The sequence below is a fragment of the Arthrobacter sp. YAF16 genome, from assembly GCF_052113385.1.
Taxonomy (GTDB): Bacteria; Actinomycetota; Actinomycetes; order Actinomycetales; family Micrococcaceae; genus Arthrobacter.
Window position 1 is genome coordinate 1,366,004 of the sequence record NZ_JBFRDC010000001.1, and the last position, 23,222, is coordinate 1,389,225.

At 67.5% G+C, this 23,222-nt stretch carries 16 protein-coding genes and 1 tRNA gene; 6 read left to right on the forward strand and 11 right to left on the reverse strand.

The features are described from left to right. Window positions 1-30: 30 nt before the first annotated feature. The 3 genes from selB to AB4Y91_RS06405 all read right to left on the reverse strand — a co-directional run bounded on the left by selB (window position 31) and on the right by AB4Y91_RS06405 (window position 3,290). Window positions 31-1,821 carry a selenocysteine-specific translation elongation factor gene (selB, locus tag AB4Y91_RS06395; protein ID WP_441417621.1) on the reverse strand — a complete coding sequence of 597 codons (1,791 nt, stop codon included), beginning with the start codon at window positions 1,819-1,821 and terminating at the stop codon, window positions 31-33. Window positions 1,822-1,824: 3 nt separating this feature from the next. Next, a complete protein-coding gene (selA, locus tag AB4Y91_RS06400; protein WP_441417622.1) occupies window positions 1,825-3,156 on the reverse strand; it encodes an L-seryl-tRNA(Sec) selenium transferase in 1,332 nt (443 codons plus the stop codon). A gap of 39 nt (window positions 3,157-3,195) precedes the next feature. Next, window positions 3,196-3,290, reverse strand: a tRNA-Sec gene (locus AB4Y91_RS06405). 42 nt (window positions 3,291-3,332) lie between these two features. Here AB4Y91_RS06405 and selD point away from each other — a divergent pair. After that, on the forward strand, window positions 3,333-4,358 hold the full coding sequence (selD, locus tag AB4Y91_RS06410; RefSeq protein ID WP_441417623.1) for a selenide, water dikinase SelD: 1,026 nt from the start codon (window positions 3,333-3,335) through the stop codon (window positions 4,356-4,358). A gap of 62 nt (window positions 4,359-4,420) precedes the next feature. Here selD and nrfD read toward each other — a convergent pair whose 3' ends face one another. From nrfD to fdh, 3 genes are read right to left on the reverse strand one after another with little or no spacing between them, the layout of a single operon-like run. Continuing rightward, the gene (nrfD, locus tag AB4Y91_RS06415; protein WP_441417624.1) at window positions 4,421-5,509 is read right to left on the reverse strand and encodes an NrfD/PsrC family molybdoenzyme membrane anchor subunit; all 1,089 of its coding nucleotides are present in this window, start codon (window positions 5,507-5,509) and stop codon (window positions 4,421-4,423) included. Continuing rightward, on the reverse strand, window positions 5,506-6,516 hold the full coding sequence (locus tag AB4Y91_RS06420) for a 4Fe-4S dicluster domain-containing protein (protein ID WP_441417625.1): 1,011 nt from the start codon (window positions 6,514-6,516) through the stop codon (window positions 5,506-5,508). Before AB4Y91_RS06420 ends, nrfD begins: the two co-directional genes overlap by 4 nt. Continuing rightward, the gene (gene fdh / locus AB4Y91_RS06425; protein WP_441417626.1) at window positions 6,517-9,831 is read right to left on the reverse strand and encodes a formate dehydrogenase; all 3,315 of its coding nucleotides are present in this window, start codon (window positions 9,829-9,831) and stop codon (window positions 6,517-6,519) included. A gap of 321 nt (window positions 9,832-10,152) precedes the next feature. Here fdh and AB4Y91_RS06430 point away from each other — a divergent pair, with 321 nt between their 5' ends. Then, window positions 10,153-10,914 (forward strand): GAF and ANTAR domain-containing protein, encoded by a 762-nt coding sequence (locus AB4Y91_RS06430; protein ID WP_441417627.1) that lies wholly within the window; start codon window positions 10,153-10,155, stop codon window positions 10,912-10,914. A 779-nt stretch (window positions 10,915-11,693) separates the two neighbouring features. Here the strand turns inward: AB4Y91_RS06430 and AB4Y91_RS06435 are convergent. Continuing rightward, window positions 11,694-12,767 (reverse strand): DNA polymerase IV, encoded by a 1,074-nt coding sequence (locus AB4Y91_RS06435; RefSeq protein WP_441417628.1) that lies wholly within the window; start codon window positions 12,765-12,767, stop codon window positions 11,694-11,696. 138 nt (window positions 12,768-12,905) lie between these two features. Between AB4Y91_RS06435 and AB4Y91_RS06440 the strand changes: the two genes are divergently transcribed. Together AB4Y91_RS06440 and AB4Y91_RS06445 are read left to right on the forward strand one after the other, a co-directional pair. Next, window positions 12,906-13,703, forward strand: coding sequence for a dioxygenase family protein (locus tag AB4Y91_RS06440; protein WP_441417629.1), 798 nt, complete (start codon window positions 12,906-12,908; stop codon window positions 13,701-13,703). A 182-nt stretch (window positions 13,704-13,885) separates the two neighbouring features. Continuing rightward, window positions 13,886-15,340 carry an FAD-dependent monooxygenase gene (locus tag AB4Y91_RS06445; RefSeq protein WP_441417872.1) on the forward strand — a complete coding sequence of 485 codons (1,455 nt, stop codon included), beginning with the start codon at window positions 13,886-13,888 and terminating at the stop codon, window positions 15,338-15,340. Here the strand turns inward: AB4Y91_RS06445 and AB4Y91_RS06450 are convergent, their stop codons facing one another. Both AB4Y91_RS06450 and AB4Y91_RS06455 read right to left on the reverse strand, forming a co-directional pair. Beyond that, the gene (locus tag AB4Y91_RS06450) at window positions 15,341-15,928 is read right to left on the reverse strand and encodes a TMEM175 family protein (RefSeq protein ID WP_441417630.1); all 588 of its coding nucleotides are present in this window, start codon (window positions 15,926-15,928) and stop codon (window positions 15,341-15,343) included. Between the two features lie 77 nt (window positions 15,929-16,005). Then, window positions 16,006-18,411: an alpha/beta fold hydrolase gene (locus AB4Y91_RS06455; RefSeq protein WP_441417631.1), complete on the reverse strand. Its 2,406-nt coding sequence runs from the start codon at window positions 18,409-18,411 to the stop codon at window positions 16,006-16,008. A gap of 70 nt (window positions 18,412-18,481) precedes the next feature. Between AB4Y91_RS06455 and AB4Y91_RS06460 the strand changes: the two genes are divergently transcribed. Both AB4Y91_RS06460 and AB4Y91_RS06465 read left to right on the forward strand, forming a co-directional pair. Next, window positions 18,482-19,114, forward strand: coding sequence for a TetR/AcrR family transcriptional regulator (locus AB4Y91_RS06460; protein WP_441417632.1), 633 nt, complete (start codon window positions 18,482-18,484; stop codon window positions 19,112-19,114). Window positions 19,115-19,140: 26 nt separating this feature from the next. Continuing rightward, entirely contained in the window at window positions 19,141-19,998 is an 858-nt protein-coding gene (locus AB4Y91_RS06465) for a 3-hydroxyacyl-CoA dehydrogenase (RefSeq protein ID WP_441417633.1), read from the forward strand. Window positions 19,999-20,028: 30 nt separating this feature from the next. On the opposite strand, the gene AB4Y91_RS06470 is transcribed toward AB4Y91_RS06465, so the two are convergent. Both AB4Y91_RS06470 and AB4Y91_RS06475 read right to left on the reverse strand, forming a co-directional pair. Next, window positions 20,029-20,877 carry an SDR family oxidoreductase gene (locus AB4Y91_RS06470; RefSeq protein WP_441417634.1) on the reverse strand — a complete coding sequence of 283 codons (849 nt, stop codon included), beginning with the start codon at window positions 20,875-20,877 and terminating at the stop codon, window positions 20,029-20,031. 73 nt (window positions 20,878-20,950) lie between these two features. Further along, a complete protein-coding gene (locus AB4Y91_RS06475; RefSeq protein WP_441417873.1) occupies window positions 20,951-23,098 on the reverse strand; it encodes a transglycosylase domain-containing protein in 2,148 nt (715 codons plus the stop codon). Window positions 23,099-23,222 lie beyond the last annotated feature (124 nt).

Consider the following 23,222-nt stretch of genomic DNA (forward strand, 5'->3'; position numbering starts at 1 on the left):
TTTGGGGGCGAGAGGCTAAAAGCCCGGGGGTCACCGCATCACGGTGCGGTGACCGGCATCCAGACGCCGGGTCCAGCCGCGCGAGTCCAGATATTCAAGCAAGGGGACCGCGACCCGTCGAGTTGTGCCGAGGGCCTGGCGTGCCTGGCTGGTGGTGAAGGGCTGCTCCAAGCGGGCCAGTTCGCGCATCGCCAGGGCCGGGGCCGTAGGCAGCAGCACCACCCCGTCGCGCAACCGCAAGAGCCGCCCGGTGCGCTCGCCGGCAGCGAGCTCCCGGGCGCCCAGGCCCAGTGCGGCCAGCTCATCGGTTTCCGGGGCATGGAAGGCGTTTTCAGTGAGCCTGCGCTCCAGCTCGGCGACTGCCGGCCCGGCGGCGCCCAGGTTGCCTTGGGTCCCTGGCAGCCGGACGTGGCCGCCCTCCTGTTCGAGACTTGCTTCGCGGATGACCGGGTCAAGAAGCCGCTCATCGGGCAGTTTGAGAAGGTCCCGGGCCGCGCCCCGGGAAAGGCCCGGTGCGAGAGGATCGCGCTCCTGCAGTTCCCCGAGCGCCGTACGCAGCCGACGCTGCCATGCCTCGAAGAGGGGAGCGTGCACCCACCAGTCGCCGAGAACCTGGACGCCGGGTGGCGCCGCCTCGTGCGCAGACAATAGCCCGAGCCGACGCAGGTGCTCTTCCTGCACGGCCCCGCGGCCTGCCACTTCCCCAAGCACGTCTCCGGCGGCGTCCATGCCTGCGAGCCGCTCAGCCCAGTGGACGCCGTCCCCGCGCCGCCGCAAGGCCGGCGGATCGGCGTCGAGCACCTGCGCGCCGCCCAGCACCGAGCGGGTCCCGGGGTCCCGCAGCACCAGACGGTCTCCGAGAACGAGCGGCAGGCGCCGGTCCAGGACAAGCCGGGCGTGGTCGGCACCGAAGGGACGCAGCCGGGCCGGCACGGCAGCGGTTCCGGCATGCACCATGAGCTGCTCCGGTACGTCCGTGTAGGCCACGCCGGTTGTGCGCTGGATGCCCAGGACGCCCGTGACGGGCCACGCGTCGGGGGTCAGCAACGCGTCTCCCCGTCGGACGTCGGCGGCGGAAACATCGCGCAGGTTCAGTGCCACCCGGTTGACCGGCCCCAGCGAGGAGTACGACGTGTCGCGGCTTTGCAGGCCGCGGACCACGACGGACCGTGAGCCATCGTGGCCAAGCAGCTGCAGCCGGTCACCTTGAGCAAGTGTTCCCGCTGCCAAAGTTCCGGTCACCACGGTTCCGGCACCCTTGATGGTAAACGAGCGGTCCACCCACAGCCGGAGCCGGCCTGTGGTGGCGGGGGCGGGCACCCCGGCCAGAACGCCGTCGAGCGTCGCACGCAGTTCGGTCAGCCCGGTGCCCTCGATGGCGGACACAGCCACTGCGGGCGCATCCGCCAGGCCTGTCCCGGCCAGCTCTCTGCGCGTCCGGGCGAGCACTTCACCAACCTGCCCGGGTGCCCGGTCGGAGCGGCTGATGACTACGACGCCGTACTCGATGCCCAGCGCCGTGACGGCGTCCCGGTGGTCGCTTGACTGCGCCTGCCAGCCTTCATCGGCAGCGACGACGAAGCAGACGACGGGAGCGGGTCCGATTCCGGCGAGCATGTTCCCGAGGAATCGTTCGTGGCCCGGTACGTCCACGAAGGCAACATCCTGCCCGGAAGGCAACGTGGTCCAGGCGTAGCCCAGGTCAATGGTCAGTCCACGGCGCCGCTCTTCCTCCCAGCGATCCGGTTCCATGCCGGTAAGCGCGCGCACCAGCGTGCTCTTGCCGCAATCGACGTGTCCGGCGGTGGCAACGACATGCACGGTTCAGCCCGCCCTGCCTGCATCCGAATCCGTGAGGGTCGCCAGCGCCCGGCGCACCGCGTCGAGTATCCGGTCATCGTCCTCTTCGGGCACGCAGCGCAGATCGAGCAGGCAGGAGCCGTCATGGACGCGCGGGAGCACGGCCGGGTCGCCGGTTCGCAGGGGCGCCGCGAGCGCTTCGGGTAGCCGGAGCGCCCACCCCTGCAGTGCCACGCCGGGCGCTCCGCCGCCGCCGACCCGGCCGTCGTGCGCGACGACCGGTACCCCGAGTGCCGCGGCAAGCCGGGCGGTACGGTTCCGCAACCACTCCGGGTCCGCGTGCAGGGCCCGGACAACCGGCGGTGCTTCACCCGCGACCGTCGCCTCCAGCGCCGCGAGGGCCAGTTTATCGGCCCGCACTGCTCGGGCCAGCGGGTGGCGTGCCAGCCGGGAGATGATCTCCGTCCGGCCGAGCAGCAGACCGGCCTGGGGTCCGCCCAGGAGTTTGTCGCCGCTGGCGATCACGACGTCGGCCCCGCTTGCCAGCGCGGTGGCAGCGTCCGGTTCTGCGGGAAGAAGCGGATCGGGCGCCAGCAGTCCACTGCCGAGATCGGCCACGAGGGCGACCCCGTGCGCCGCGGCGAGCCTGCTCAGTTCGTCCAATGGAACAGCGGAGGTGAATCCGTCCACCCGGAAGTTGCTCGGGTGGACCTTGAGGAGGCAGCCGGTGGCTGGTCCGATGGCGTCGGCGTAGTCCCGCAGGTGCGTGCGGTTGGTCGTGCCCACCTCGTGCAGTGTCGCGCCCGTTGATTCGATCAGGTCGGGAAGCCGGAAGCCGGCACCGATCTCAACCAGTTCGCCGCGGCTCAGCACCACCTCCCGGCCGGCGGCGAGGGCCGTGGTGGCCAGCACCAGCGCCGCAGCCCCGTTGTTGACCACCAGAGCGTCCTCGGCAGCGGGACAGGCGGCGAGCAATGCGGCCCGGGCACCGGCGCCGCGGCGGGCGCGGCTGCCGGTTGCCAGGTCGAGCTCCACGTCGACGTAGCCGCTGGCTGCGACAAGTGCTTCGACCGCGGACGCGGACAGCGGGGCGCGGCCGAGGTTGGTGTGGACGACTACGCCGGTTGCGTTGAGCACCGGGCGCAGGGTGGTCGCCCTGCGTGCGGCGACGGCGGAGAGCAGGGCCGGTTCCACCTGGCCGGGAGCGAGTTCACCGCGCCGCGCCCGCTCCTGGGTTTGCCGGACGAGTTCACCGATGAGTTGTGCACTCAGACGACTCCGGGCCGCGCGGACGGCCGGCAATGCCAGCAGATCGTCGGTGCGCGGAATCAGGCGGCGGGGATCGACCTGGTCCACACAGTCCCTCTTCCTTCCGCGGCATTGCGTGACGGTGGTTGGCGGAGGCGGACGGGAATCGAACCCGCCAGGCCGAGATACTCAGCCTCACCGGTTTTGAAGACCGGGGGGCCCACCAGGACCCGGACGCCACCGCGTTCAATGTAGCAGATTGCCCCCGGGGGTAGCCTAGGGGTGTGAAAGAGACCGAGACGTCTATTCCGCAGCTCAAAAACGACGGCGTCGGAGCAGTCCGGCTCACCGGCTATGCCCACGGTGGGGGCTGCGCGTGCAAGATTCCGCCCGGCGAACTCGAAGAAGCGGTGCGCGGCCTTACCGGCCAGCCAGGAGCGGACGTGCTGGTGGGTCTTGACAGCGGCGACGACGCAGCCGCCGTCCTGGTGCGCGGCGACCTGGCGGTATTGTCCACCGCCGACTTCTTCACTCCCGTGGTCGACGACGCCTTTGACTGGGGCCGGATTGCTGCCGCCAACGCGCTCTCTGACATTTACGCCATGGGCGGCCGCCCGATCATGGCAATCAACCTCGTCGGTTGGCCGCGCGGCGTGCTGCCGCTCGAGTTGATGACTGAAGTGCTCCGCGGCGGCCTGAGCGTCGCCTCCGAGGCGGGGTGCCCGGTGATTGGCGGGCATTCGATTGACGATCCCGAGCCGAAATACGGCATGGCGGTCACCGGCGTCGCCCATCCGGACCGGTTGCTGCGCAACGACGCCGCCCGGCCCGGGCTGCCGCTCACCCTCACGAAGCCGATCGGCGTCGGACTGCTCAATAACCGGCACAAGCAGACCGGTGAAGTGTTCGCGGAAGCCGTGGCGACGATGACGCGCCTCAACCGCGACGCCGCCGAGTCCGCGGTGGCGGCCGGCGTGCGGGCGGCCACGGACGTGACGGGTTTCGGGCTGCTTGGACATTTGTACAAGATGTGCCGCGCCTCCGGAGTGGGTGCAGTGATCGACCGGGCGGCCGTGCCACTCGTCGAGGGCGCCCGGGAGGCGTTGCGGGACGGCTTTGTCTCCGGCGGGACGCGGCGCAACCTCGATTGGGTTCGACCGCACCTGCGGGCCGAGGCGGGCGTCACTGAAGACGATCTGCTGCTGCTTGCCGATGCGCAGACTTCCGGCGGCTTGCTCGTGGTCGGCGAGGTGCCAGGCTATCCAGTGATCGGGCATACCTTCGTCGGTCAGGGCATCGAAATCCGCTGAACCCGGGATCTCCTGAACCCACGGTCCTCTAGATCAGCATCCCCTAGAGCACAGCGGACTCGTCAGCCGGCAGTGGTGATCGAGTCTCCGGTGATGCCGGCGGCGCGGCGGGCGGCGAGACGGTTCTTCTGCGGTTCGATCGTGTACCGCGGGTCCCGAGCCGAGGCAAGGCCGGCCTCGAACACCCCGAACCGGGTCAGCCCCGAGGCGGCCAGCAGTGCCAGTCCCGAGGCCGCGGCCACCGCCCGGTTGCGTCCGCCCAACAGTGCCCCCAGTCCGCCCGCAGCGGCTAGCCGCTCGCTCCATTTCAGCATGACACCGGCCTTGCCCTGATGCAGGGGCTCGGCGACCACTGGGTCCATCCGGTGCTCCATCACCCGCATGGCCACCACGTCACCCATCACGCCCAGCACCGCAAGTTTCCGGGCCGGGCCCGCCTCCTGTACCGGAGTCGTGATCATCGCGAGCCCGGCAGAAGCGAGGGCCGCGGAACTCACGAAAACGAAGGGCAGTTCCTCGTGCGCGGCGTTCCAGGTGGGGGTGGCCGTGTCACCGAGCAGGACCGCCGTGTACGCCGCCAGCGGTCCGGCGAAAAACGCGGCCTCGAAGCCGGCCGGTCCCTCGACCGCGTACAGCAGGTTCCGCAACGGACCCAGCGGCAACCGCGCTCCGGTCATCCGATCGACCTCCGCTGCCGCCGAGACCGCCGCGCCCACGCTGAATGCGCTGAGAATCCACGAGCCCACGCTCATCGGCGAGGTCAGTTTGATGGTCCGCAGCATGTTCAGGAAGCGCTCCGGCCTGCCCAGATCCTTCAACAGCGCAACGGTGCCCATGCTTGCTGCCGTCAGGGCACTCAGCCGGGCATTCCGGCGCAGCGTCGGCCGCCCGGTCAGCTGGCCGCCGAGACCGAGCAGTGCAGAGCCGGCCGCCACGCCGCCAAGGAACAGGTAGGCGGCCACATCTTCGGTCCAGGGTGCCGGTTTGACCACGGGACGGCCGTAGTACGAGGTGAATTCCGGCTCCGGGACCATAGGCATTTCTCGGGAACCGTCACCGCCGTCGCGGCGGCCGGTGCCGCGCTTGCCGCCAGCCCGACGCCGGCGGGCAGGCTCGGGCGGCCGAAAGCTGTCGAACTCAGAGTGGGTCACGCGCGCCCTCCCAGGAAAGCCAGCGCCGCAGCGGCGGCCATGCCGGCGACGGCCATACCGGCCCGCCGGTACATCTGCGGCAGATCGGCGGTTGGCACCCTCGGATCCGGCGGAAGCCCGTACACTTCCGGTTCGTCGAGCAGGAGGAAGACCGCTCCGGTTCCGCCGATGCCGTCGAGTTCGTTCGCACCATAGAGCCTGGCTTCCGTGAGTCCCTGCTGGTGCAGGGCGGCGACCCGTTCCCGGGCCGTCTCCACCATGTCGTCATGGTTGCCGTACTTGATGGACGTCGTCGGGCAGGCTTTAGCGCAAGCGGGCGTCTCATCGTCGACCAGCCGGTCGTAGCACAGCGTGCACTTCTGGGCGACGCCGACGTTGGGGACGGCGGACTGCTTGGCGTGCGGCTCCTCCCGCTGGGCGGCCACCGCCACCATGCCGTCGCTGCGGCGCTCAATCACGCCGAAGGGACACCCGGCCACGCAGGTTCCGCAGCCGTTGCACACATCGTCCTGGACCACCACCGTGCCGAACTCCGTGCGGAACAGCGCTCCGGTCGGGCAGACATCAAGGCACCCGGCGTGCGTGCAGTGCTTGCAGACATCGGAGGACATCAACCAACGGAAGTCTGCCGTGTCCGGCGGCGTCGTATCCACATTCGCCAGGTCCGCCCCGGCGGACGCCGCCGTCGGGGGAGGCCCGATGCGGGGCATGCCGAGGTTGACCAGCGCGCGCCCGGATTCCCGCGCCTCGGTAATGCGTTCCTGGCCCTGTTCAACGAAGGCGACATGCCGCCAGGTGCTGGCGCCGAGTCCTCCGGTGTTGTCATAGGAGGCTCCCAGCAGCTCCAGGTTCCCGTCGTGGGGGTTGTGGTTCCACTCCTTGCAGGCCACTTCGCAGGCCTTGCAGCCGATGCAGATGGAGGTGTCTGTGAAGAACCCCTTGCGCGGCTGCTGGTCCTCCCACCGGGCATCGGCGGCGGGGTCGGTCGGTCCGGACAGCTGGCCCATCTAATCCTCCAACATCGAGTCGGCATCCGGAACGGTGCCGCGCGGATCGGTAACGAGTCGGTTCCCGGTCTCGGTCGTCGCTCCGGCCCGGGCCTGGTACTCAGCAACCAGGGCAAGCAGCTCCGCCCCGCGGGGCCGGCGGCCCGGACGGATGTCACAGGAGGCGGCCTTGGATTCCTGGATCTGGACGTTGGGGTCCAGCGTCACGCCCAACAGGTCATTGGCCGCGTCACCGCTGACCACAGCATCCGCTCCGACGCCCCAGTGGTACGGCAACCCGATCTGATGGACGGTGTGGCCGCCGACGGCCAGCGGTTTCATCCGCTCGGTGACGAGCACCTTCGCCTCGATGGCGGAGCGGGCCGAAATGATGGTGGCCCACCCGTACGGCTCAAGCCCGCGCTCAGCGGCCAGCTCGGGAGAGACCTCGCAGAACATTTCCGGCTGCAGCTCCGAGAGGTACGGCAACCAGCGGCTCATTCCGCCGGCCGTGTGGTGCTCGGTCAGCCGGTACGTGGTGAAGACGTAGGGGTAGACGCCCGCGCCACTGGTACCGGCGCTTGGTGCACTGAGGTTGTCTGCGCGGGGGTACACCAGCCGGGCCGGATTTTGCTGCTGCGGGTAAAGGCCATTGGCCACCGGCGATTCCTGCGGTTCGTAGTGGGTGGGAAGGGGGCCGTCGACGACGCCCTTCGGCGCGAACAACCATCCCTTGCCGTCTGACTGCATGATGAAGGGATCATCTCCTGTCAGGGCGGCCGGACCACCGAGATCGGGGTCGGGTTGGCTGCCCGGTGCAAGGTCAATCGGGAAGTCGGGAACGTCGTCTCCGACCCAACGTCCCTGCTCCTGGTCCCACCAGATGTATTTCTTCCGCTCGCTCCACGGTTTACCGGCCGGGTCGGCCGACGCCCGGTTGTAGAGGATCCGGCGGTTGGCCGGCCAGGCCCAGCCCCATTCCGAGGCGGCAGGCCCTTGCTCATGGCCCGGTTTCCGGTTGGCGGCATGGTTGATGCCGTCGGCGTAGACGCCGGTGTAGATCCAGCAGCCCGCCGACGTGGAACCGTCGGCGCGCAGCTCTGTATACGCGGAGAGCGGTTTGCCTGCGTCCGGGCCGTTGAGGTGGCGGCCGTTGATCTCGGCCAGCACCGCCTCGCCGTCGGGCTCGCCGTGTTCGTCGGTGGGGTAATCCCAGGTGAGGTCGAGCAGCGGACGGTCGCGTTCATCCTCCGAACCCGCCAGTTTTTCGCGGATCCGCTGGCCCAGCTCAAAGAAAAACTGCAATTCACTTTGACACGCACCAGGCGGTGCCACCGCCTGGTGCCGCCACTGCAGCAGCCGCTGGGTCTGCGTGAACGAGCCGGCCTTTTCGACGTGGCTTGCTGCAGGCAGGAAGAACACTTCGGTCTCGATGTCTTCGGTGCGCAGTTCGCCCGATTCGATCTCCGGGCCGTCCTTCCACCAGGTCGCCGACTCGATGAGGTTCAGGTCGCGCACCACCAGCCACTTCAAGTGCGACATGCCAAGGCGTTGCATCCGGCCGTTGGACGAACCTACGGCGGGGTTCTGTCCGAGCAGGAAGTAGCCCTCCACCTTGTCCTCGAGCATGTCCATCACCGTCTGGTACGTGCCGTGCGCTCCTGTCAGTCTGGGAAGGTAGTCGTAGGCCCAGTCGTTCTCCGCGGTCGCGGCGTCGCCCCACCAGGCCTTCAGCAGGCTGATGACGTAGGAGTCGGCGTCCGCCCAGAAGCCCTTCTGCTTCTTCGACGCGATCGCATCCAGGTATTCGCTGAAGGTGTCGTGGCGTCCGGCGCTGGGCATCGGCAGGTAACCGGGCAGCAGGTTGAACAGGGTTGGAATATCCGTGGAGCCTTGGATGCTTGCATGCCCGCGCAGGGCCATAATTCCGCTGCCCGGGCGGCCCACGTTGCCGAGCAGAAGCTGCAGGATAGCGGCGGCCCGGATGAACTGCGCTCCGAGCGTGTGCTGGGTCCAGCCGACGGCGTAGGCAAAGCACGTTGTCCGTTCGCGCCCCGAGTTTTCCGTGATGGCGTGGGCCAGATACTCGAAGTCCTTGGCGTTGATGCCACACATGTCCTGGACCATCTCCGGGGTGTAACGGGCGTAATGGCGCTTCAGGATCTGGAAGACGGTCCGGGGGTCCTGCAGGGTATCGTCACGTTGCACTTGGGCGTGTTCCAGGGCGGGGCCGCCGCTGCCGAACTGGTCTCCCGCGGCCCGATCCGACGCGTGGGAGCCGTGCTCGGTGCCCGCCCCAGCGTCCCCGATGGTGCCTCCGCCCTGTTCCGCGTACGACCATGACGCCATGTCGTATGCTCCGGTTTCGGGATCATAGCCGGAGAACAGGCCGCCAAGGTCCTCGGCGTCGCGGTAATCGGCGTGAACCAGCGTGGCCGCGTTCGTATAGGCGCTGACGTACTCCTTGAACCACAGGTCGTTGGTGATCACGTAGTTAATCAGCGCGCCCAGGAGGACAACGTCAGAGCCGGCCCGGATGGGGATGTGCTTATCCGCGACGGCCGAGGTGCGCGTGAACCTGGGGTCGACGTGGATGACCTTCGCTCCGCGGGCCTTGGCCTCCGCAACCCACTGGTATCCCACAGGATGGCATTCGGCCATATTGGAACCCTGAATGATGATGCAGTCGGCGTTGGCCATGTCTTGCAGTGATTGCGTCGCACCACCGCGTCCAAACGAGGCTCCCAAACTGGGAACCGTGGAGGAGTGTCAAATGCGGGCTTGGTTCTCGATTTGCACTGCTCCGGCAGCCGTGAAGAGTTTCTTGATCAGGTAGTTCTCTTCGTTGTCCAGAGTTGCCCCGCCCAGCGAGGCTATGCCCATGGTGCGTCGAAGCAGCCGGCCTCTTGCGTCTTCCTGCTGCCAGGTCCGGCGGCGGGAATCGACGAAGCGGTCCGCCACCATGTCGATGGCCGTTTCCAGATCCAAATGCTGCCACTGGGTGGAGCGTGGCGCACGGTAGAGCACTTCGGTCTGCCGGCCCGGCGAGTTGACCAACTGCTCGCTCGCCGAGCCCTTGGGGCACAACCGGCCACGGGAAATCGGCGAATCGGGATCGCCTTCGATCTGAACGACCTTTTCGTCCTTGACGTAGACCCGCTGTCCACAGCCCACGGCACAATACGGGCACACGCTCTGCACGACGCGGTCTGCGGTGGCCGTGCGCGGGGTGATGTCCCTCGTCCGCGGGGAGGTTACCGCCGGGCCGCGTCCCAGCAGATCGCCCGTGCTGAACTGCCGGACGACCGGCCACTGAAGAAAACTGCGCCGAGCCATGGCAGGAGCCTACACAATCCGGGGCCCCAACGACAGGGTGTCGATGAAGCGTTCCGTGCTGCCCATCGCCTTCGACGTTTCGGCGGGCCGTTGGAGTGCACGGCCGCCGTTATCCAGGCGAGCCGTCGAACAAATCCGGAGAAGTCCTCGGTAAGTACGGCTTGTCCGCATCGCGGCGCCGGGACCCGCGAGCCGGACATTGTGGGCCGAAGTCCGAGCTAATGCTTGGCCGTCCGGTGCCGAAGAAAACCCCTGCCGAGAGGGTCCGGCAGGGGATTCCGGACGTAGTATCAGCGCATACGGAAGAACTGAGGTGAGCAGATGAACACCGACGCATCACAGACGGACGGCCCTTCCGGGCAGCCAGAACAGGGCGGGAGTGGCAGCGGCGGACTGGCCACACAGCTCAGCGACCTGGCCAGGGAGCTGCAGCACGAACATGATCCCGACAGGGTGCTTGCCGGGATAGTGCAGGCCGCCGTCCAGCTCATCCCCGGCGCCGCCGATGCGTCCATCAGCGTGGTCACTGGCCGGAAGAAGATCGATTCACCGGTCGCTTCGGGAGACCTTCCCCGCAGGGTTGACGCTCTGCAAAGCACATCCGGACAGGGGCCGTGCCTGGACGCGGCCTACGAGGACCGGATTGTGCGGGTGCCCGACCTCAGCAGTGAGACCCGTTGGCCGGCCTTCTCCCGCGGCGCCGTTGAGCTTGGGGCGCGCAGCATGCTTTCAATCCAGTTGTTCGTCGAAGGCGACCGGCTGGGTGCGTTGAACCTGTATGGAGCCAGTCCGAACGCTTTCGACCTAGAGTCGGAGCAAATTGGGCTGCTCGTCGCTGCCCACGCAGCGGTGGCCTTCGCCGACTCCCAGAAAATCAGCCAGCTCAATGAGGCGCTGGTCTCCCGCCAGCTCATCGGCCAGGCCGAAGGCATCCTCATGGAGCGTTACAAACTAACCGCCCAGCAGGCCTTTCTGGTCCTCTCCCGCGCCAGCACCACTTCCAACACGAAACTGCGTGAGGTGGCAGAAAACCTGACCAGTAGCGGAGAAATGTCGACCGAAATACCTCCGCGTCCAAAGTAGGGCAGTGCCGCGGCAGATCGTCAGTTCGCGCCTGCCCCGTCCCCGGAGGGCTCATCGTCGCGCGGTGCGCCGCCCCGGCGCCTGTCTACTTCCTCACCGACAAGGAGAAGGAGCTCGCTGGCGCCGGTCCGGCCGCCGAGGCTCTGTGCCTGACGCAGTGATTGGCGCAACTTCAACAGGTCTTCAGCGGGCACGAACGGCCATCTCCCGAAATGGTGGAATATCCGCTCGTGGCAGCCGGAGCTGCTTAGTTCCATCACGCGGCCGTCCGCGTTGGGGCACTGGGGCGGCACCCGGCGCGTGCGTGATGGCTGCGAATGGTCCGGCCCCGGCCTGGCTAAGGGCGGGGAGCGTTTCAGGGCAATCCACGAGGAGCTGGTCAAGATCAAGCAGGACGTCAAAGCCGGGCAGGACGCGCGTCGCGCGTCGCACCACCGCGAGGAGGCCTTGAACGTTTTTGGGGGTCAACCGGCCGGTGGGCCGAAGGGTAACTGCGGCGGCGTCCATGTCGACGGCGACAGTTACGGAGAGTTTCGCGAGCATACAGTGTGTCCTCTGGAAAAGAACGGAGGCCACTGCCTGACCTCTTCCAGAGTATCGGAGTATGGCTGGAACGGACCTGTTGTGACGACACTATTCCCGGCGGCGTCAGCGCGCCGACGGTCGGTCGCCGGGCTACGACCAGGGCGTGCGACGGTCCGACGAGTTGATCCGCCCGCGGATCTGCCCGCTAGCTGCGGCCGCCGCACGACGGCGTCGCTAGCCGCCGCACGACGGCGTCACCAGCCGCCGCGCGTTGGGGTGTGACCCTTCCGGGCGTCGTCGGGCATCGGCATTTCGGCCCGCAGGCCCAGGAGCCGGATGGGCCGGCCCGCTTCGATGGCGGCCGCAAGGTCCAACGCCTGCGCGAGGATCTCGTCCCGGTCGAACGTCTCGGGAATCTTCCTTGCGTGGGTCTTGGTGACGAATGGCGCGTACCGAACCTTCAAGGTCAGCCCAATGACGGGACGTCCTTCGGCCGCAACATCCTCGAGGACGCGCGCCGTCAGCTCCCTGACGGCATCGTCCACCTGGGCAGGCTCGGTCAGGTCGCGCTGGAAGGTGGTCTCCCTGCTGTGACCGCGGGCAACCCACGGGGTGGCGTCCACCACGCTGGCGCCGTCGCCACGTGCCAGCTCCGCGTACCAGGGACCCATTCTGGGGCCGAACTCCGGGACCAGGTCCTGGGGGTCGGCGGCGGCGAGCTCGGCGACAGTGTTGATGCCCAGTTTGGCCAGCCGGCCGGACACCTTGGTTCCGACGCCCCACAGCTCCTTGGTGGGCAGGCTGCCCATGACCTCGAGCCAGTTCTCGGAAGTGAGGCGGAAGACGCCGGCCGGCTTGCCGAAACCGGTGGCTACCTTGGCACGGACCAGGGTGTCGCCGATGCCCACGCTGCAATGCAGCTGCGTTTGCTCCAGGACGGCGGCCTGCACCTGCCGGGCGTAGGCTTCCGGATCCTCTGACTCGATGCCGACAAAGGCTTCATCCCAACCCAGCACCTGGACGGTGGCGCCCGGCTGCGCGCGCAGGGTAGCCATCACCGTTTCAGACGCCGCGAGGTATGCCTCGTGATCGACGGGCAGGATCACGGCGTCGGGCACTTTCCGGGCCGCAATGCGCAAGGGCATTCCGGATCCCACCCCGAACGCCCTGGCTTCGTAGGACGCGGTGGAGACCACCGCCCGTTCCGTGGGATCGCCGCGGCCGCCGACGATGATCGGCTTGCCCGCAAGCTCCGGCCGCCGGAGCACTTCGACGGCGGCGATGAACTGGTCGAGATCGACGTGCAGCACCCACCGGATTCCGTCCACGCCACCAGTCTGCCCTAAACATCACCGGCAGGCATCGGCCGCAGCAGTCGAGTTTGCGGCGCCGGTCCGGGGAAGCTAGCCCTCACTATGTGATTCACGAAGCTTGAACCTTCAAGTAAAGCCGACTAAGCTGAAGGCATGACTTCGACACTCGACCGCCCTCCGGTTCTTTTCCTCAGCCATGGCGCGCCGCCGCTGGCCGACGACGCGACGTGGACGGGTGAACTCAAGAATTGGTCCGCCACCTTTGACAAGCCCAAAGACATCCTGATGGTGTCCGCCCACTGGGAGAACGCCCCGGTCACCCTCAGTGCCACCGGGCGCAACCCGGGACTGGTCTACGACTTCGGCGGGTTCGCCCAGAAGTACTACGACGTCACGTACGACGCCCCGCAGGCTCCCGGGCTGGCCGCCGAGGTGGAGAAGCTTGTGGTCGGCCATGGCCACCACGTCGAGCGGGACGAGAGCCGCGGCCTGGACCACGGCGCCTACGTCCCGCTCAAGGAGATGTTCCCGGACGCGGATGTACCGGTGGTGCAGATGTCGATGCCCACCCTTGATCCGCAGGGCCTGTTCGATCTGGGCAAGTCGCTGGCGCCGTTGCGGGACCGCGGCACGCTGATCGTCGGATCCGGCTTCACCACACACAACCTGCGCTGGTTCAACCCCGCCGGGGGACCCGACAGCACCCCGCCGTCGGTCTCCCGTGAGTTCGACCAGTGGGCCGAGGAAGCGATGGCGCGCGGCGACGTCGACTCTATCCTGGACTTCCTGCACAAGGCCCCGGCAGCCCGCGAGGCGCACCCCCGCAGCGAGCACTGGGCACCGCTGTATGTGGCGCTTGGCGCTGCCTACGAGTCCGGTGACCTGCAGGCCAAGACCGCCATCGACGGGTTCTGGTTCGGCCTGTCGAAGCGCTCCTGGACCCTGACCTAAGCCAAGAAACCTGCTGCGGACTTCCTCCGGTCCGTTCTCCGGATGCCCCGCTCTTCTTCCAATCTACCGCGCCCTAAGGGGCTTGCGGCAAGGCCCCCTTCATGCTTCAAACTGGCTCGGTGGTGCCGGAAGCGGTGCCGGGGAAGCCAGCCTGGACAAGGCGCGGAGAGGCGGGGGTATTGGTGGTTGATGTGATCGTTGCGGGCGGCGGTCCGACGGGGTTGATGCTGGCCGGCGAGCTCGCCTTGGCCGGGATAGATGTGGCGATTGTGGAACGCCGACCGACGCCGGAACTGGTGGGCTCGAGAGCGGGCGGGTTCCACTCGCGGACGATCGAACTCCTCGACCAGCGCGGGATTGCAGACCGGTTCCTCGCCGAGGGCAAGGCCGTCCAGGCGGCATTCTTCGGCACGACGGCGCTGGACCTGGGTGACTTTCCTACCCGGTATCCGTACACGCTCGGCCTGTGGCAGAACCACATCGAGCGGATCCTGGCAGGCTGGGTGGAGGAGCTGGGTGTGCCGGTCCATCGGGGGCTCGACGTTGCCGGCTTTGCCCAGGACAGCGGCGGTGTCACGGTCCATCTCGCCGACGGCGGTGCGATGCGCGCGCTGTACCTGGTGGGCGCCGACGGCGGGCGGAGTGCCGTCCGGAAGGCGGCCGGCATCGAGTTCCCCGGCTGGGATGCGACGAGGAGCAGCCTGATCGCCGAGGTGGAGGTGTCGGAGGAGACGCCAGAGGGCATGCGCATCGACGAGGTGGGGGTCCACGGGCTGCACCCGATGGAGGACGGGCGAACCATGCGGGTGGTCGTGACCGAGAAACACCTTGGGCCGGCCACCGAGCCGACCCTGGCCGACCTCGCCAGGGCGCTGGTCGAGGTCTACGGCACGGACTTCGGGGTCCATACTCCGACCTGGATCTCGCGGTTCACCGACGCCACACGCCAGGCCGCGGCCTACCGCAGCGGCCGTGTGCTGCTCGCCGGGGACGCCGCGCACATCCACTCGCCCTCGGGCGGCCAGGGGATCGGCCTTGGGATCCAGGACGCCGTGAACCCCGGCTGGAAACTCGCCCAGGTGGTCAAGGGAAAGGCGCCGGAGGGCCTGCTGGACAGCTATCACGCCGAGCGGCACCCCGCCGGGGCGCGCGCGCTACGGCACACGATGGCACAGTCCGTTATGCAGCGGTCCGACCCGCGCATCGGCGCATTGGCCGACACAGTGGCCGGCCTGCTGACGATCGATGAGGCCCGGAAGCGGCTTGGCGGCCTCATCTCCGGCCTCGACGTCCGCTACGACCTGGGGGAGGGGCACCCGCTGCTCGGACGCCGGATGCCCGATCTCGACGTCGTCACCGCCAGCGGTCCGCGGCGGGTGTTCAGCTACCTGCACAACGCCCGCGCGGTGCTGCTCAACCTCGGGGCGCCGGGCAGCGTCGACCCGGGGCCGTGGGCGGACCGGGTGCAGCCGGTGGACGCCATGTACGACGGCGGATGGGAGCTTCCGGTGATCGGTCCGGTGAGCGCCCCGGCTGCCGTGTTGATCCGTCCGGACGGGTATGTGGCGTGGACGGGAGACGGAACCTCGCGGGGGCTGGCCGAGGCGCTGGCCAGGTGGTTCGGGCCTCAGGGCTGACTAGCCACGGCCCGCCTGGGTGACAAAGTGCTCAACCCGGCGGTCCGGCACCAGCCAGATCAGGGCCACCACGGTGTACACGGCAAGCCCGAACAGCGGTTGTACGACGCCCACGGCAATCCCGGTGAGGTAAATCAGCGGCGACGCCTTGCCCTTCCAGTCCCGGCCGACAGCGCGTGCCAGGGCGCCGTCTCTGCCCTGCTGGCGGATCAGTGCCTGCTGCAAAATGAAGTAGGCGATGGCTGCACAGAACAAGTTCATCCCGTAGACCAGCACCGGTACCTGGACGAAGCCGGTTTCATCCATCCAGCGGGTCGTGAAGGGGAACAGCGAAAGCCAGAACAACAGGTGCAGGTTGGCCCAGAGGATTGACCCGTTGACGTGGTCGGCCAGGTGGATCATGTGGTGGTGGTTGTTCCAGTAGATTCCAACGTAAATGAAGCTGAGCAGGTAGCTGAGGAAGGTTGGCAGGACATCAGCCAGGCCATGCCAGGTCGGTTCCTCCGGCACCCTCAGCTCCAGGACCATGATCGTGATGATGATGGCCAGCACGCCGTCGCTGAACGCCTCCAGGCGGTTCTTGTTCACACCGTTTCCTCCATCAAGTCATCATGCTCGCGGCAGACGGCAACGGCAACGGCAACGCAACGGCAACGCCGGTCGGATCAGATGTTGGCAGCCTCGCGCCCCGCCACGCGCCGGGAGAGGAACTCCTCCACCACTGCGGCGAACTCGTCAGGCCGCTCGATCTGCGGCATGTGCCCCGTCTTAGCGAAGACATGTGACTCGGCGTGCGGCAGTGCCGCCGTCGCCGCCGCCAGATGGCTAAACGGCAGGATGTGGTCGTGGGAGCCCCACAACACCAGGGCGGGTATCTCCGACGTCGCCAAAGCACCAAGCAGGGACGTCCGCCATTCGGCCCGAACGCCGGAGACTGTGCCAAGGTCGCGGGCGACGTCCAGCAGCGTCTTGCGGTGCGTGGCCCGTCGCGACAGGGCGAAAGCGTTGCCAACCCGGGCGTCGGTCACCAGCCTCTTGTCATAGAAGATCGACTCGACCGTGCGGCGGGAGGCCGCCGCAGCGGGACGCATGAGCAGGGCCGCGAGCGGCCGGACCGTAAGCAGGCGCAGGACCAGCGCAACCTCCTTGCCGAATCCGGCGCTGTTGGCAAGAACCAGGGCGGAGACGCGGTCCGGATGGTCGGCCGCCAGTTTCATGGCGACGGCCCCGCCGAGCGAGTTGCCGATCACGGGCAGCGGCTCGTGCACCCCGACGGCGTCGAGGAGGGCCGGCAGGGCGTCGGCAAGCTTTGCCAACGTCGCCGGCCCGGAGAGGCGGGCAGAGTACGCGAACCCGGGCAGGTCCACGCTGATGACCGTGTGCCGTGCCGCGAGACGATCGTGCTGCTCGTTCCAATCCTCCAGGCTCTGGCCGATGCCGTGCAGGAGCAGCACGGGATCCCCGCTGCCGGTCTTCCGGAAGCGCAGCCGCGCACCGCCGACGTTGACGTATCCCGTTCCCGGAAGCTCAAGAGGGCCAAGCGCCGCCGTCGTACGTCCGAACGCGCGCACCTGCTGCCCACGCCGGCCGAAACGGACGTGGTCCGTGACCCGGCCGGCCCTGAGCAGGGCGAAGTCGCGCAGATAATTCTGGTGCAGCCGCCAGGGTGAGCCGGCGCCCTGCCGGGGGAGCTTGTCCGCGCCGCGCAGGATGTACCCGGCTTTCAGGTCGATCAGCGAAGTTAGCCCCGCGTCCGCAACCTCGCCGGGCGCCGCGGGTGCAACCCACTGCAGGTTCCGGCGGTCGAGGTGCTTGAGCAGCCGGCAGATATAACCCGCGACCAGATCGGCCTTGAGCGTCCATGACGCGTTCGTGTAGCCGATGGTGAGCGCAAAGTTGGGTACGCCGTCGAGCATCATGCCCTTGTAGGTCAAGGTCTTGCCGACGTCCACGGGCTCGCCGTCCACGGTGAGGGTCATTCCGCCAATCACCAGCAGGTTCAGCCCGGTCGCCGTGACAATCACGTCGGCAGGAATCGATCCGCCGGAAACCAGGTCAATCCCGTCCGGGGTGATCCGGGAGATCTCGTCGGTCACGATGTCGGCAGTGCCGGCGCTGATCGCCCGGTAAAGGTCCCCATTGGGGATGGCGCAGACCCGCTGGTCCCAGGGCTGATACGACGGGGCCAGGTGCGTGTCGACCGGAAAGCCGGCCGGCAGTTTGGCGACGGCTGATTTCCGGAGGATCGCCTTCATCGTTTCCGGCCGCCGCCGGCTGAGCTGGTACGTGAACATCGAAAAGAGAACGTTCTTGGCCCGGACGACGTCGTAAGCCAGTTGGGCGGGCATCTTGCCTCGGAGGCGGTCGGCCAGGTGGTCCCGGGAGGGCACGGGGGCGATGTAGGTGGGGGAGCGCTGCAGCATGGTGACCCTGGCGGCCGTCTTCGCCATCGACGGCACGAGCGTCACCGCGGTGGCGCCGCTGCCGATGACCACCACCTGCTTGCCCTCGTAATCGAGGTCGGCCGGCCAGTGCTGCGGGTGGACGATCGATCCGGTGAAGGTGTCGGCGCCCTCGATGGCCGGGGTGAAGCCCTCGTCATAGCGGTAGTAACCCGAGCAGACGGACAGGAACGAGCAGGTAAAGGTGGCGGGCTTGCCGGGACGGGATGCCGCAGCGTCCTGGCGGTACTCGCCGCCCGACGTCGGGACCGCCGTCACCGTCCACAGCGCGGTTTCGCTTGACCACTCGGCCGAGACGACCCGGTAATTCAGCCGGATCCGCGATTCGAGACCCTCGTCCGCGACCGTCGCCTGGATGTACTCGCGAATCGAATCGCCGTCGGCGATGGCCTTGGCGCCGGCCCAGGGCCGGAAGGAGTAGCCGAGCGTGTACATGTCGCTGTCGGAGCGGATGCCGGGGTACCGGAAGAGGTCCCAGGTGCCTCCGACGGCGCTGCGGGATTCCAGGATCGCGAACGACTTCCCGGGCATCTCGCGTTTCAGCCGGCTGGCGAAGCCTATGCCGCTCAGCCCGGCGCCGACAATCAACACATCCACGTGTTCGCTCATACCGCCAAGTTATCGACTTAGTGTTGAGAGAGTCAACACGGCGTCGGAAAGTTGGATTAGGATGGGCGGCATGGTTCAGCGAGGAAGACGCTCCGCAAAGGTCTCGGGTGATGAGCGCCAGGACACAATCCTGATTACCGCCGAGGCCCTCCTGGCCGAGCGGGCCTTCGACGATATTTCGATTGAGGAGCTGGCCCGCGGCGCCGGCATTTCACGCCCTACCTTCTATTTCTACTTCGGGTCCAAGGACGAGGTGCTGCTGGCCCTGCTGGACCGTGTCATCACCGAGGTTGAGCACCGGGTCGGTGACCTGCCGCGCGATTTCGAGAGCGACCCCGCGGCAGCCTGGACCCGTTCCATTGGCATGTTCGTCGAGGTGTTCGCGGCCCACCGGGGTGTTTCCACGGCGGCGATCGCGGCGCGCGCCCGCAACGAGGAGGTGCGTGCGCTCTGGTCCAAGTCGATGCAGTCATGGGTCGACTTCTCCAGCGACGTGATCCGGTCCGAGCAGGCACGAGGCGCTGCGCCGGAGGGCGTCGACGCCCACGACCTGGCCGTAAGCCTCAACCTGATGAACGAACGGGTGATCACCGCGGTCCTCAACCAGGAGAGTCCCGCCATCCCGGAGTCCAGCGCCCTGCACGTGTTATCGACCATCTGGATCCGCAGCATCTACGGCTCCGACAACCCCGGCCGACGGTAACGTCCGCGCCGAAAGGAAGAACGCAAATGGCAGAAATCAAGACCCTCACCGTGCTTGGCACCGGAGTACTCGGCTCCCAAATCGCCTACCAGGCCGCGTTCCACGGGTTCGCCGTCACCGCCTACGACCTCGACGATGAGGCCCTCGACAAGGCCCGCTCCCGCTTCGCGCAGCTCGCCGGCATCTACCGGGCGGCGAACATTGCCGGCGCCGGGGAGGGCAAGGCCGAGGCGGCTCTCGGCAACCTTCGCCTCACCGCCGACCTCCGGGGCGCCGTCTCCGAGGCGGACCTCGTGATCGAGGCCGTACCCGAACTGCTCGAGCTCAAGCGGGACGTGTACCGCAAACTCGCGGAGCTGGCCCCCGCCAGGACCATCTTCGCCACCAACTCCTCAACCCTGCTGCCCAGCGACCTCAAGGAGTCCACCGGCCGCCCCGACCGCTTCCTCGCCATCCATTACGCCAACAACATTTGGGCGCAAAACATCGCCGAGGTGATGGGCACCGCCGACACCGACCCGGAAGTGTTCGACGCCGTCGTCGAGTTCGCGCGGAACGGCGGCCTGGAGCCGATCGAGATCAAGAAGGAGAAGGCCGGCTACGTGCTGAACTCGCTGCTGGTTCCGTTGCTGAACGCGGCCGCCGGCCTGCTGCTGCAGGGCATCGCCAGCCCGGAGACAATCGACAAGACCTGGCGCATTGCCACCGGGGCGCCGAGCGGACCGTTCCAGATTTTCGACGTCGTCGGCCTGGGCACCGCGTACAACATCGCCGCCTCCTCGCCGGACGCCGGGTCTCAGGCATTCGCTAAGTATCTGAAGGACAATTACATCGACATGGGCAAGCTCGGTGTCGCGACGGGCGAGGGCTTTTACCGGTACTGAGCCATGCCGGCGCCACGTGCTTCCCGGGTGTCAGCCCCGGCCGTTCGCGTCCAGGACCGTGACGCTCAGTGGCATCCGGTTGGCCCGGCGGAGCCGTCCGGCCAGCACGTTGCGCACCCCACGGGTCACCATGGTGGTCTTCGTCAGATACCGGAACTCGGCCGCGTCCGACGTTACGAGATCCAGGAGGGGGCGCGCGGCGTCGTCGGGGGTCTGCCCCCACAATCCGACGACGAGCTGCAACGCGCCCAGCCGATGGTCGTACCCCGGCTGGGACGTGATGTGCCCCAGCAGGTCCGTCACCACCAGCCCCGGGTTCATGCCATGCACCCGGACGCCGGTGCCTCGGGTCTCCAGCCGCAACGTCTCGGTGAACTGCCGGACCCAGCGCTTGCTTGACGCGTAGGCATTCTGCAGCGCGACGGGCCCCCGGTCGCCTTGGCCGTAGACGTTGACGAGGTCGCCGCGGCCCTGGCCGAGGAACACGGGCAACGCGACTCTCGATCCGTGGAACGTGCCGAGGATGTTTGTGCGCACCACCCGCGTGAAGTCGTCGACCGGTGTGGACGCCGTGGGCCCGAAGACGCCGGAGACTCCGGCGTTGTTGACCCAGATGTCGAGCGTCCCGCGGCTTAGCGCCTCGTCGCGAAGGGCCTCCACGTCGGCGAGCTCCCCGGTGTCGCAGCGACGTCCGGACGCCGCGATCCCTTCCGTTCTCAGCCGCTCCACGGCGGCGGCGACGTCGGCGTCGGATCTTGACGCCAGCACCACGGTCGCCCCCTGGTGCCCCAGCAGCCGCGCCATGGCAAAACCCAAACCGCGTGTCGAGCCGGTCACGACCGCCACGCGTCCGTGGAGGACGTCCCGTTGCGAACTCATGCTTCTCTCATACGCGCAGCGGCCGTGGAGAGCAAGAGTTGTCATCGGACTCGGTACCGGGGCGGAGCGAGGCTCAGGGCTTGGTCATCGACTTGGGCGGCGGCGGGAAGGGTGCGGCGGGGTAGAGCGGGGCCACCTGCTGCATGTAGTTGGCCCACTGCGGGCCGGCGAGCATGTAACCGTCAATGTTCCGGTAGAACTTGCCGTTGATGGTGACGTTCTGGCCTGGCCGTTTCTGGCCCGCCAGGGTGTCGCCGAAGAACGATGCGGTGGCGAGGCCGGTGGTGTAGCCGACCACCCAGGTCGCGCCATTGTTGTTGGAGGTGCCGGTCTTGGCAGCCACCGGAACTCGGGCCTGGACCTTGGGTTCAATGTAGATTCCCGACCCCCGTTTCAGCACGTCCTGCAGCACGGCATTCACGCCGCGGGCCACCTCGGGCCTGACCGCGCTCCGGCAGTCGCTGGCCTGGGCCGGAAGCTCCCGTCCGGCGGCATCGGTCACCGCGGTGATCGCGATGGGGGCGCAGTACTTGCCATCGGCGGCGAAGGTGGCAAAGGCATTCGCCAGATGGAGCGGCGCCACGCCGATGGCCCCGAGCAAGTTGCCCAGCTGGTGCATGTTCACCCGGGCGTTGTCCACGCCGCTGTGGAGGCCCACCGTGTCCACCATTTTCTGGATGCCGCAGAAGTCCAGCTGGGCGGCCTCGGCGAAGGTTGCCGTGTTGATGGAGTTGTAGAGCCCGTAATTGACGGGCATCTTGCGGTAGTAGCCCTCATCATTGTTCTTCAAGTCGTCGGCGGCACCGAGGGCCCTCTGCGCTGTGTTGTAGGCGCCGAGGACCTTGCCACAGCTGGACCTCCAGGGGAAGTCCAGCGGATAGACCCGCCGGGAAGCATCCACCTTGGTGAGCATGGATTTGCCTTCATTGAGCCACTCCGCGAAAGTGAACGGTTTCATTGTGGACCCGGGCTGGAATCCGCCGGCGCCGTTCAGGTCCTTGCCGTTGGCGTCCTTGGAATCGACGTTGAAGTTCAGCTGGGTGTCGAACTTTCCGGGGGCGGGCAGAAACACGGTGTTTTGCGCCATGGCGAGGATCTTGCCGGTGCCCGGCTGGATAGAGACCAGGGACGCGCCCCATTTGTCCGGGTTGGCCCCGGCTGTGGCGTCGACCTGCACCTGGGCGGCCGCCTGCAGCCTGCTGTCCAGCGTGGTGGTGATGGTCAGGCCGCCGCGGTACAGCCTCCTTTCGCGTTCCGTGGTGTCGGCGCCGTAGGCCGGGTTGTTGAGGATCAGGTGGGAGACATAGTCGCAGAAGTACGGGGCCATGTCCGCCGCGGAGCAGCCCTGCTTTGCGGCGGCGATTTTCAGCCTGACACCGCTGGCGACGGCGGCGTCATGGGCAGCCTGGGTAATTTTTTCCTCGCTGAGCATCTTGTCCAGGACCTGGTTGCGCCGCTTGATGGAGTTTTCCGGATGGACGGCGGGGTCGTAGAAGCTGGGACTGTTGACCAGGCCGGCCAGCAGGGCAGCCTGGGGCAGGGTGAGAGCCTTGGCGGTGGTGCTGAAGAAATGCCTGGCTGCGGCCTCAATGCCGTATGCGTCGCGGCTGAAGAACACGATATTGAGATAGCCCTCCAGGATCTGTGCCTTGGTGTACTTCTTTTCCAGCTCGATGGCGAGCTTCATCTCGCGTACCTTGTCGCCGATGTTTTTCTGCCCGCTGAGGATGACCTGATCGCTCCGGTCCGCCGACAGCAGGGACTCGTTGATTACGTTCGTGACGTACTGCTGGGTGAGCGTCGATGCTCCCTGCCTCGCGCCGCCGGTCAGGTTGGAAGTGAGCGCCCGGAGAATGCCCTGCGGGTCGACGCCGCCGTGTTCGTAGAAGCGGCTGTCCTCGATGGCGACAATCGCATCCTTGATGTACGGGGACATCTGGTCCAGCCTCACCTTCACACGGTTCTCCGCGAAAAAGGTGGCAATCGGTTTCCCGTCCGCGCTCAGGACTTTGGTTGACTGCGACGGCGCAGTCACGGCCAGCTCGGAGGGAAGGTTATTGAAGAACGTGATTGATCTGCTGACGGCGACCCCGGCCGCCGCCACACCGGGGACCACCAGGCTGGCGGCCAGAACACCGCAGAACGCGCTCACTATCAAGAACCCGAGGACCCTCCTAAAGGCCGCGGCCAGCCGAGCTCCGAATCGCTTTTTCTGCGCCATTTTCTGTCCAGCTATCACGCTCAAAATCTGTGCCCAGATTAGGCCGGGCCGCCCCCGAAGGACCAGTGCCGGAAGGCCTTCCCGCTGCCGGCATCCGGGAGGCGCGACACCCGTCCGCTTCCGG

What these genes read in the sequence shown, in the direction of transcription:
- AB4Y91_RS06465 (WP_441417633.1), top strand. Translation starts at nt 19,141, where the DNA reads ATGGCAGAAATCAAGACCCTCACCGTGCTTGGCACCGGAGTACTCGGC.
- AB4Y91_RS06420 (WP_441417625.1), bottom strand. Translation starts at nt 6,516, where the DNA reads ATGGGCCAGCTGTCCGGACCGACCGACCCCGCCGCCGATGCCCGGTGG.
- AB4Y91_RS06455 (WP_441417631.1), bottom strand. Translation starts at nt 18,411, where the DNA reads ATGAGCGAACACGTGGATGTGTTGATTGTCGGCGCCGGGCTGAGCGGC.
- AB4Y91_RS06440 (WP_441417629.1), top strand. Translation starts at nt 12,906, where the DNA reads ATGACTTCGACACTCGACCGCCCTCCGGTTCTTTTCCTCAGCCATGGC.
- AB4Y91_RS06475 (WP_441417873.1), bottom strand. Translation starts at nt 23,098, where the DNA reads ATGGCGCAGAAAAAGCGATTCGGAGCTCGGCTGGCCGCGGCCTTTAGG.
- AB4Y91_RS06460 (WP_441417632.1), top strand. Translation starts at nt 18,482, where the DNA reads ATGGTTCAGCGAGGAAGACGCTCCGCAAAGGTCTCGGGTGATGAGCGC.
- AB4Y91_RS06470 (WP_441417634.1), bottom strand. Translation starts at nt 20,877, where the DNA reads ATGAGTTCGCAACGGGACGTCCTCCACGGACGCGTGGCGGTCGTGACC.
- AB4Y91_RS06430 (WP_441417627.1), top strand. Translation starts at nt 10,153, where the DNA reads ATGAACACCGACGCATCACAGACGGACGGCCCTTCCGGGCAGCCAGAA.